Origin of the sequence: Nocardioides sp. (assembly GCF_047607365.1) — a bacterium.
In the GTDB taxonomy this organism is placed as follows: domain Bacteria; phylum Actinomycetota; class Actinomycetes; order Propionibacteriales; family Nocardioidaceae; genus Nocardioides.
In genome coordinates, this window is the sequence record NZ_JASGDD010000216.1 from 1 (window position 1) to 8,980 (window position 8,980).

The window sequence follows — 8,980 nt, forward strand, 5'->3', positions numbered from 1 at the left end:
CCTCGCGCCGGGCTGGCTGCCCGACCGCGCGGCCGAGCTGGCCCTCGAGGCGGGCGCGGTCGCGGTCTCGGAGCCGCTCGGCGCGCATCCGGAGCTGGCCCGCACCATCCTGGCGCGCTACGCCGTGGGGTCGCTCGAGCTCGTCCCGGTCTGACGCCCACCGCGTCAGCGGACGTGCATCCGCTCTCCCTGCGGCCCGAAGAGCCCGATCATCTCCACCGGCACCTCGCCCAGGTTGAGCACGAGATGGGGCGTACGCGTGTCGAACTCGACGACCTCGCCCGGCCCGAGGTCGAGGGTGCGCTCGCCGAGCACGAGGTGGAGGCGGCCGGAGAGGACGTAGATCCACTCGTAGCCCTCGTGGGTGCGCGGCTCCTCGCGACGGCTGCCTCCGTCCTCCGGCGGGATGATCACCTTGAACGCCTGCACTCCCCCGGGCCGCCGGGTGAGCGGCAGGAAGGTGCGGCCGTGGCGCCTGATCGGCCGGGACCGGACCCGAGGGTCGCCCGTCTCCGGCGCGTCGACCAGCTCGTCGAGCGCCACCTGATGCGCCTTCGCCAGTGGGAGGAGCAGCTCGAGCGTCGGCCTGCGGCGACCCGACTCCAGCCGGGAGAGGGTGCTCACCGAGATGCCGGTGCGCTCGGCGAGCTGGGCCAGGGTGGTCCCCCGTTCGGCCCGTAGCGCGCGTAGCCGGGGCCCGAGCGCCTCCAGCACCTCGTCGAGCTCCGCCACGTGGGAATCTTGCCGTTCCGGCAACAGAGTTTGTCAACCCGCTCCGGCCCCGGGCACGGTGGGGCCATGGACGACGACGAGATCGCGAGGCTCTTCGAGCCCGAGGGCTGGGAGGAGCGGTACGCCGGCGAGGACGCCGTCTGGAGCGGCCGGCCCAACCCGCAGCTGGTGGCCGAGGCGACCGCCCTCACACCGGGCACGGCACTCGACGTGGGCTGCGGCGAGGGCGGCGACGTCATCTGGCTGGCCCGGCAGGGCTGGCACGCGACCGGCGCCGACTTCTCCGCCAACGGGCTCGCCCGCGCGGCGCGGCATGCCGAGTCCGCCGGCGTCGGCGAGCGCACCGACTGGTGGCGGGTCGACGCGCGCTCCTTCGACGCCGCCGGCCGGCGGTTCGACCTCGTGACCACGCACTTCCTGCATCCGGCCGCCGGCACGATCGTCGACGTGACGAGGCGCCTGGCGGGAGCGGTCGCCCCGGGCGGGCACCTCCTCGTCGTCGGCCACGCGCCGGTCGAGGGCTTCGGCCACCGCCTGTCCGAGCGTCACCGGCAGGCGATGTGGTTCGCCGCGGACCTCCTCCCCGGGCTGCCCGACGGGTTCGAGGCGCTGGTCGTCGAGGAGCGTCCGCGCACCATGGTCCGCGACGGCGAGACGATGGAGGTCCAGGACGCCACGCTGCTCGCCCGGCGATCGCGCGACGTCGTACTCGGCCTGGGGGGGTCAACCCGCCCCGTAGGGGTCCTTCGGCGTGGGGATGCGCGTCACCTCGCTCGCCTCCAGGACGGGGTCGGTGCCGTTCCGGCCGGTCTGCGGCACCCAGGTGCCGGTGACCCGGACCCAGCGGTTGCGGGCAGGAGCGGGGGCGCCCCGGATCTCCACCCGCTCGACCACGGCGTCGGCGGCGCAGCAGAAGATGACCAGTCGCGTGAGGTACCACGCGTCTCCGGTCCCGCTGACGAAGCCGTCCATCGTGAGCGGCACGCCCGTGAGCTGCATCGGGTCGTCGTCCTGGGCCGCGTCCCAGGTGAGGTCGTCCACCCCGATCGAACGCGGCCCCGAGCCCGTGTCCGGCAAGATCACGAGCGCGGGCGGAAGCGCCGTGGCCGGCTCCGCCGCTGCCTGGGAGGGCCGGTGCTCGGCGAGGTAGGCGCCCAGCGGCGGGGGCGACACGGCGAAGACGACGATCGTCGGCGCCAGGAGCAGCCACGTCGACCAGGGCACCCGCTCGCCCTCGGGGCCACGGCTGAGGGCGGGGCCGAGCGCCATCAGCGCCAGGACGAGGCCGGCGCCGACGATCGGCCAGCGCATCCACGGCAGCACGAAGCGGAGGTACTCCCCGGACCACGCCAACCGGAGGAGGACGGCGGCGAGGAGCGCGACGACGAGTCCCTGCGTACGGCGGCTCACAGCAGCAGCCATCCCGTCGCGACGGCGCACAGCAGGGCGACGACGAGGACGACCGGCACGAACTGCCGGGCGAACGCCATCCCGAACTGACCGGCCTCCATCGTGGCCAGCTTGACGTCCATGGCCGGCCCGACGACGAGGAAGGCGAGCTTGGCGGTGTCGGAGAAGGAGGTGAGGCTGGCCGCGACGAACGCGTCCGACTCCGAGCAGAGCGCGGCGACGAACGCGAACGTCGCCAGGGCGAGGACGCCGAGCACGGCGTGGCCGGCGACGGAGTCCATGATCTCGCGCGGCACGAACGTGTTGACCGCCGCCGCGGCCATGGCCCCGAAGACGAGGAAGCCGGCCGCGTGGAGGAAGTCGTGGTGCGCGGCCTGGAGGAAGGACTGATGGTGGTCGTGCGCCCGGACCCGTCGCTCCAGCCGGAGCCGGTCACCTCGCAGCACGCACCACCAGCCGACGAGGACGGCCGTGGCGAGCGAGGCGCCCACGCGGGCCACCACCATCGTCTGGTCCGCGCGGAAGGCGACCGCCGTGGACACGATCACCGTCGGATTGATGGCCGGCGCGGCCAGCAGGAAGGTCACGGCGGCCCCCGGGCCGACTCCCCGGCGCAGGAGGCTGTCCGTGACGGGAACCGCCGCGCACTCGCACCCGGGGAGGCAGATGCCGGCGAGCCCTGCGACCGGCACCGCGAGGACCGGACTGCGCGGCACGATCCTCCGGATGATCCGCTCCGAGACCAGCCGGGAGATCACCGTCGACAGCAGCACTCCGCCGACGAGGAACGGCGTGGACTGCACGACCACCGCGACGAACATCGTGCACCACGTCTGCACGGCCTCCGAGGTGATCTCGGCGCGGATCCAGCGCTGGCCCGCGATCACGAGGATCACCAGCAGAGCGACGAGCTCCGCCTGTCCCAGCGCGCGGGCGCGCCTCGGCGTCACGCGGCCTCCCGACCAATCGCCGGCCGCGCCCAGCCGTGACGGTTGCGCCAGCCGCCGATCAGGCGGCACACGACGTAGATCGAGAAGGAGATCGTCGTGACGTAGGGGCTGATCGGCACGCTGCCGCCGAGGGCGAGCAGGATCCCGCCCATCACCGAGACGAAGCCGAAGAGCATGCTCAGCAGCGGCATCGCGCGCGGCGAGGCGGTGACCCGCATGGCGGCCGCCGCCGGCGTGCAGATGATGCTGAGCACGAGCAGCGCGCCGATGATCTGGATCGAGATCGCGACCGCGAGCCCGAGCAGCAGCATGAAGACGGGCGACAGGGCGGCCACCGGCACGCCGCGCGCGGCGGCGAGCTCCGGGTCGGTGCTCGCGAAGACGAGAGGACGCCAGAGCACGAGGAGGCCGGCGACCACGACGACCGCGGTCACGCTCAGCCAGCGCAGCTGGGGCGTGTCGATCGCGACGATCTGACCGGTGAGCAGGCCGAACTTGTTGGCCGCGCGTCCGTGGTAGAGCGCGAGGAAGAGCACGCCGAGCCCGAGCCCGAACGGCATCAGCACCCCGATGACCGAGTTGCGGTCGCGGGCCTTGGCGCCGAGCGAGCCGATGATCACCGCGGCGATGAGCGAGCCGACCAGCGCACCCGCCACCACGCTGACGCCGATCAGCAGCGCGGCCGTCGCGCCGGCGAACGACAGCTCGCTGACGCCGTGGACGGCGAAGGGCAGGTCGCGCATCATGACGAAGCTGCTGATCAGCCCGCCGACCAGGCCGAGGATCGCTCCGGCGATGAGGGAGTTGTGCACCAGGCCCAGCAGCTCGCCGTAGTCGGTGAAGTCGAAGATCTGGTGCCAGACGTCGGAACCACTCACCGCGACGGCTCCTCGACGTGGTGGACGTCCTCGGGCGAGTCGGGAACGCCGGCGACCAGGATGCGACCGCCCGAGCGGACGACCTCGATCGGGGCGCCGAAGAGGTCGCTCAGCGCCTCCGACGTGAGCACCTCGCCGACGGTCCCGGCCCGGAACCGGCCGCCGGCGAGGTAGAGCACCCGGTCGACGTACGGCAGGACGGGGTTGATCTCGTGGGTGACGAAGACGACGGCGGTGCCGTGCTCGCGGCGGCGGCGGTCGACCAGGCTGGTGATGGTCCGCTGGCTCGCGAGGTCGAGCGAGAGGAGCGGCTCGTCGCAGAGCAGGAGCTCCGGGTCGGAGACGAGCGCCTGGGCGATCCGGAGGCGCTGCTGCTCTCCGCCGGAGAGGAGGCCGACGGGCATGTCGGCGTACTCCAGCGCGCCGACGTGCTCCAGCGCCTCCTCCACCTGTGGCCAGCCGACCCGCCCGGGCAGCGCGATCCCCCACCGATGGCCGTCGAGGCCGAGGCGTACGACGTCACGCGCGCGCAACGGCGTCGTCGGGTCGAGCCGGCGCTGCTGCTGGACGTAGCCGATCCGGCGGCTCCCCCGCCGGGCCGGCCGGCCCGCGACCAGCAACGACCCGGACGTCAGCGGCTGCAGGCCGAGGATCGCCCGCAGGAGGCTCGACTTGCCGGAGCCGTTGGAGCCCAGCACGGCCACGAACTCACCGGGGCGCACCTCCAGGTCGAGCCCGGACCACAGCCGGTGGCTGCCGTAGCTCAGCGCCGCGTCGCGAAGCTCCAGCGCCGGCCGAGGGGGAGAACACGCCCCAGAACCGTCCGTCATGCCGAGCGATCCCCGATCAGCCGAGCGCCGACTGGAGCTGCGCGAGGTCGTCGGCCATCCAGGTCAGGTAGTCCTGACCGTCCGGCAGGGTCTCGCGTACGCCCACGACCGGGATGTCGTTCTCCTTGGCGGCCTTGAGGACCGCTTCGGTCTCGGGGCCGGTGGTCTGCTCGTTGTAGGCGAGCAGGACGACCGACTTGCCGGCGAAGAGGTCCGTTGTCTCCTTGAGCACGGCCGGCGAGATCCCCTCGCCCTCCTCGATGCCCTCGCTGAACTCGTCGGGCGTCTTGTTGACGAGGCCGACGGCCTCGAGCAGGTAGAGCGGGACGGGCTCGGTGATGGCCACACCCTCGCCCTGGTGGGCGCTCTTGATCTCCGCCTCGGTCGCGATGAAGCCGTCGAGCCGAGTCGAGAAGGCCTTCTCGTTGGCGTCGTACGTCGACGCGTTGGCCGGGTCGGCGGCGGCGAGCGCCTCCTCGACCTTCGCGGCGATCCTCTGCACCGACGGGTAGTCGTACCAGATGTGCTCGTTGAGCTCTCCGTCCTCCGGCGCGACGTGCCCGGAGATGTCGACCGCGTTGAGCACCACCGGGTCGCCGCCCGCGGTCTTGAGCATGGTGTCGACGAAGTCGTCGTACCCCCCTCCGTTCTCCAGGACCAGGTCGGCCTTGGAGAGGGCGAGCTGGTTCTGGGTGTCGGCCTCGTAGGAGTGCGGGTCCGTGTCGGGGTCGCTGATGATCGAGGTGATCCGCACCGTCGAGCCCGCCAGGTCGCCGGCCACCTGCTTCACCACGTCGCCCCAGACGTCCGTCGAGGCGACGACGTCGACGGTCTCGGCGCTCGACGAGGTCGAGCCCGAGGCGCTCGGTGCCTCGTCGTCCGACCCGCAGCCCGCGGCGAGAGCCACCGCGGCCACCACGCTCAGACCCAGACCCCACTGACGTGCCCTCATGCTTGCCTGCCTTTCGATAGTGATAACGACGTTCATTAACAATGGAACCTTAGCCTATGAGATTGGGAATCGTTCCCATCAGCGGCTCACGCGACACGATTGATCGGGCCGAGCCACGGCTCGAGCCCGTCCCAGGACTCGTCCCAGACGCGGCCGCGGCCGGCGAGCTCCTCGTCCGTGAGAAGACAGCGCCCGAAGGCGGCCCTGATCTGCGCGCGCCCGTCGCGGTCGTCGTCGATGCCGGTGACCACGATCCGGGTGAGCGGCGACTCGCCGCGTCCCCACCGGCGGCTCGACCCCACGCTCGCCTGGCCGCCGGCCCCGTCCCACACGCAGATGTCGCGGGGCCGCGTGGGCAGCCAGAAGCAGCCGCGCGATCGGCGGGGGCCGGCGCCCAGGGTGGCGAGCTCGTCGTGGAAGCGAAGCGGGTGGAACGGACGGTCGGAGGAGAGATCCAGACGCCACGCGCCGCCGTCGGGCACGGGCGGCAGCCCGCCACGACGGACCGCGGCGACCCACGCCTCGACAGCCTGGTGGCGATGGACCCCGGCCGCCAGGGTCTCGGCGTCGAGCAGCGAGGGGTCCTCGACGATCGGGATCCGCGGTCGCGCGAGGGCGGCGAGCAGCGCCCTCTCCTCGGCGCAGGCCGGCTCGGTCAGGCTGACGACGTCGGCGTACTCGACCATCGCGCAGCCGACCTCCGCGGTGCCGCGGCGATCGTCCCCCGACGTGGCCAGTCCGCGCTCGTCGAGGAGGTCCTCCCCCAGCAGGTCCTCGGCGACCGTCGCTCCGTCGAGGGCGGCGATCACGGCGGCGACGGCGACGTGCGGAGCGTTGCGCGGCGCCCAGCCCAGCACCCGGCACACCTGAGCGGCCTCCGCGGCGACGGGAAGGCACGCCACGATCCGCGACCAGCGGCCCGAGCGTGCCAGGCGCTCCAGCGTGGGGACGATATCCTCGCGGATGGCGCAGTCCACGCAGGCGTGAGCGAGGCTGATCTCCTCGCGCTCGATGACACCGGTGACGTCACTGACCACGCGATGCAGGAGCTGCCGCCCGGGGTCGATGGTGTGGCGCACGGCGACGGCGCCGGCGAGGCCGAACTGCAGCGAGATGGCGCTCGCCAGCATGGCGGCCTCGTCGAGGCCGCTGACGAGGAGGACGGGAGTCGTGCGCCCGTAGGCCGGATGGACGTTGTGCTTCACGGTGGAGCTCCCTGTCGGATCTAGTGATAACGGTTCTCACTATATCCATCGGGACGTCGTGCCTCGCAACCGGGGGACGGCGCCCGCCGTCTCACGTTCGAGGCGGCCGGCCGGCGGAGCGTCGCTCCCCCCAGAAGTCGTCGAAGACGGGATCGTGGGCATCGGGCGGGTCCGGGTCTCCGCCCACCGCGGGTCCGGCCGGGCGTGCCCGGACGGCCAGGCAGGCGGCGATCGCGGTCGTGATCGGCATGGCCGCGACCAGCCCGATCGCGCTGCAGAGCGTGCGGACGACCTCGGTGGCGATGTCCTCCTGGGTGAGGAGCTCCAGAGCGGGCCGGTCGTAGAGGTAGAGGAGGAGGAGAACGGACATCGCCGCCCCGGCGTACGCGAAGACGATCGTGTAGATGGTCGAGGCGATGTGGTCGCGCCCGATCCGCATGGCCCGCGCGAAGACGTCCCGGCGGGGCGCGTCGGGGGCCGCGGCGCGGAGCTCCCACACGGCCGAGGCCTGAGTGATGGTCACGTCGTTGAGCACGCCCAGGCCCGCGACGATGATCGCGCAGGTGAGCAGACCGCGGAAGTCGATGTCGCCCGCCATCGCCGAGAGCACCCCCGAGGCCTCGTCGCTGAAGCCGCTGAGGTGCGTCGACGCGACGGCGTACTGCGTGACGGCGGCGGTGACCGCGATGCCGGCCAGCGTCCCCGCCAGCGCGACGCTCGTCCGCAGGGAGAGGCCGTGGGCGACGTAGAGGACGACGTACATGATCGCCGACGAGCCGACGAGGGCGATCGGCAGCCCGGGACCGCCCGCCACGAGCGCCGGAAGGACGAACCGGACCAGCATCAGTCCGCTGAACACGAGCGCGACCAGGGCGAGGAGCCCTCGATGCCGGGCGACCACGACGACGAGCGCCACGAAGACGACCACCAGGACCGCCAAGGACCCGTTCCGGTCGATCCCGAACGCCGAGTCCAACGTCTGGGCCTCCGAGTCCGCGAGGGGCCCGGCCACCGCCGACGACGCGGTGTCCGCGCTGCCGGGAACGCTCATCAACTCGATCCGATCCCCGGGGCCGAGTCCGGACGACGCCATCGGGCCCTGCAGCTCGACCTTGCTGAGGCGACCGGCGGAGTCACCCGTCAGCACTCGGACCGTGGCGAGGTCGCAGGAGCCCGCCGCGGCGAGCGTCTCCGGGTCGGAGAGGCCGCCCTCCTCGACGTCGTCCTCGGTGCCGCATCCCTGGGTGATGCTGACGATCCGGGCCTTCGGGAAGGTGACGCCCGGTGCCGCGAACTGGGCTCGTGAGGTGGCCTCGGCGACCGCGCTCCGGTCGGGCCACAGATCGCGCAGCCCGACGAGGGTCGCGACGGCGACGACGGCGAGGAGCACCAGCAGCGCGATGCGCGGTCCGCGGGTGACCGCGACCGGCTCCGATGTGCCGTCGGTGTGGCTGTGGGCCATGGGGGGCGCCCGCTACGACCGCCGCTCAGCGCAGTCGGCACACGTCCCGAACAGCTCGATGGTGTGGCTCACGTCGGAGAATCCGTGGTGCGCCGCCATGGCGTCGGCCCACCGCTCCACCGCCGGCCCCTGCACCTCGACGGTGTGCCCACACCAGCGGCACACCAGATGATGGTGGTGACCCTGGCTGCAGGCGCGGTAGACGGACTCGCCCGAGTCGGTCTTGACCACGTCCGCGCTCCCCGCGTCGACCAGCGACTGCAGGGCGCGGTAGACCGTCGCCATCCCGACCCCGGTGCCGGCGGTGCGCAGGGCTGCGTGGATCTCCTGGGCGCTGCGGAACTCCGACGAGCCGGAGAGCTCGTCCACGACCGCCTGGAACGGGCGGGTGGCCCGCTCCCGTGTCCCCGCCTGACCCGCCACTCGCGCTCCGCCCGTCATCGCTCTCTCCTCCGCCTGTCGACCCGTCCCCCAACCTACCGCTGCCGACGCGAGATCCCGGGACCCCAACGCCGAGTGGGGCCTCCCCTCAGGGCGAGTGGGGGCGAGGCTCGCCCCCAC

The 8,980-nt window shown here is 72.8% G+C and carries 9 protein-coding genes and 1 pseudogene; 1 reads left to right on the plus strand and 9 read right to left on the minus strand.

Annotated features, from left to right (window positions below):
• Positions 1 to 165: 165 nt before the first annotated feature.
• Positions 166 to 732 carry a helix-turn-helix domain-containing protein gene (locus QM572_RS16775; protein WP_415095117.1) on the minus strand — a complete coding sequence of 189 codons (567 nt, stop codon included), beginning with the start codon at positions 730 to 732 and terminating at the stop codon, positions 166 to 168.
• A 66-nt stretch (positions 733 to 798) separates the two neighbouring features.
• Between QM572_RS16775 and QM572_RS16780 the strand changes: the two are divergent.
• Positions 799 to 1,179, plus strand: a pseudogene (locus QM572_RS16780) (class I SAM-dependent methyltransferase); the annotation flags it as partial.
• Between the two features lie 276 nt (positions 1,180 to 1,455).
• Here QM572_RS16780 and QM572_RS16785 read toward each other — a convergent pair.
• The 8 genes from QM572_RS16785 to QM572_RS16820 form a co-directional block, all read right to left on the minus strand.
• Complete coding sequence (locus QM572_RS16785) at positions 1,456 to 2,142, minus strand: TIGR03943 family putative permease subunit (protein WP_415095118.1); 687 nt, start codon at positions 2,140 to 2,142, stop codon at positions 1,456 to 1,458.
• On the minus strand, positions 2,139 to 3,092 hold the full coding sequence (locus QM572_RS16790; protein WP_415095119.1) for a permease: 954 nt from the start codon (positions 3,090 to 3,092) through the stop codon (positions 2,139 to 2,141). The genes QM572_RS16785 and QM572_RS16790 overlap by 4 nt, the downstream gene beginning before the upstream one ends.
• A complete protein-coding gene (locus tag QM572_RS16795) occupies positions 3,089 to 3,970 on the minus strand; it encodes a metal ABC transporter permease (RefSeq protein WP_415095120.1) in 882 nt (293 codons plus the stop codon). The genes QM572_RS16790 and QM572_RS16795 overlap by 4 nt, the downstream gene beginning before the upstream one ends.
• Positions 3,967 to 4,800, minus strand: coding sequence for a metal ABC transporter ATP-binding protein (locus tag QM572_RS16800; protein ID WP_415095121.1), 834 nt, complete (start codon positions 4,798 to 4,800; stop codon positions 3,967 to 3,969). Before QM572_RS16800 ends, QM572_RS16795 begins: the two co-directional genes overlap by 4 nt.
• A gap of 16 nt (positions 4,801 to 4,816) precedes the next feature.
• Positions 4,817 to 5,752 (minus strand): metal ABC transporter solute-binding protein, Zn/Mn family, encoded by a 936-nt coding sequence (locus QM572_RS16805; RefSeq protein ID WP_415095122.1) that lies wholly within the window; start codon positions 5,750 to 5,752, stop codon positions 4,817 to 4,819.
• An 86-nt stretch (positions 5,753 to 5,838) separates the two neighbouring features.
• Complete coding sequence (locus QM572_RS16810) at positions 5,839 to 6,957, minus strand: GTP-binding protein (protein ID WP_415095123.1); 1,119 nt, start codon at positions 6,955 to 6,957, stop codon at positions 5,839 to 5,841.
• Between the two features lie 91 nt (positions 6,958 to 7,048).
• Positions 7,049 to 8,419 (minus strand): YibE/F family protein, encoded by a 1,371-nt coding sequence (locus QM572_RS16815; RefSeq protein WP_415095124.1) that lies wholly within the window; start codon positions 8,417 to 8,419, stop codon positions 7,049 to 7,051.
• Between the two features lie 12 nt (positions 8,420 to 8,431).
• The gene (locus tag QM572_RS16820; RefSeq protein WP_415095125.1) at positions 8,432 to 8,860 is read right to left on the minus strand and encodes a Fur family transcriptional regulator; all 429 of its coding nucleotides are present in this window, start codon (positions 8,858 to 8,860) and stop codon (positions 8,432 to 8,434) included.
• Positions 8,861 to 8,980: the final 120 nt, after the last annotated feature.

What these genes read in the sequence shown, in the direction of transcription:
- QM572_RS16815 (WP_415095124.1), bottom strand. Translation starts at nt 8,419, where the DNA reads ATGGCCCACAGCCACACCGACGGCACATCGGAGCCGGTCGCGGTCACC.
- QM572_RS16805 (WP_415095122.1), bottom strand. Translation starts at nt 5,752, where the DNA reads ATGAGGGCACGTCAGTGGGGTCTGGGTCTGAGCGTGGTGGCCGCGGTG.
- QM572_RS16800 (WP_415095121.1), bottom strand. Translation starts at nt 4,800, where the DNA reads ATGACGGACGGTTCTGGGGCGTGTTCTCCCCCTCGGCCGGCGCTGGAG.
- QM572_RS16820 (WP_415095125.1), bottom strand. Translation starts at nt 8,860, where the DNA reads ATGACGGGCGGAGCGCGAGTGGCGGGTCAGGCGGGGACACGGGAGCGG.